Origin of the sequence: Anaerotignum faecicola, assembly GCA_024460105.1 — a bacterium.
In the GTDB taxonomy this organism is placed as follows: Bacteria; Bacillota; Clostridia; order Lachnospirales; family Anaerotignaceae; genus JANFXS01.
This window is the reverse complement of sequence record JANFXS010000432.1, coordinates 1-413: the sequence shown is the minus strand read 5'-3', so window position 1 is coordinate 413 and position 413 is coordinate 1. Positions and strand designations below refer to the sequence as shown.

The following is a 413-nucleotide window of genomic DNA, read 5'->3' as shown; positions in this document are numbered from 1 at the left end:
ATCATAAGCAGATGGGTGATCAGGTAGAATTATTGACTGATTATTCCAATGTACAAGAGTTTGGACGGGTGTATCTTTCAAAGGTTTTTACAGGAACAAGATGCCCGGAGGAAGTTCTTACTATGGAACATGTCAAATATGGGGGGACTGGTTTCTATTTAGACCAGGCCCCCGGATTACCTTATGAAGTAGAACATACCATGCCCGATTACAGTCTTTACGCAAATTGGCTTGCCAGCCAGGGTGAGGACGGGAAAAGAAGTAAGAAATTCAAATATTACCGGGAGTATTCTGTGGGTTTTTTGACAAGGGGCTGCTTTCGGCAATGCCCTTTTTGTGTAAACCGTAATAAGACGGCATCGGTGCCTGCAAGCCCTGTGACAGAGTTTTATGACCCTAAGAGAAAGAAAATA

1 protein-coding gene is annotated in these 413 nt (G+C 43.3%); it reads left to right on the top strand.

Going from position 1 to position 413, the window contains the following annotated elements; all coding sequences use genetic code 11:
* A partial coding sequence (locus NE664_14730; GenBank protein ID MCQ4727890.1) for a hypothetical protein occupies positions 1 to 413 on the top strand: 413 nt, incomplete at both ends.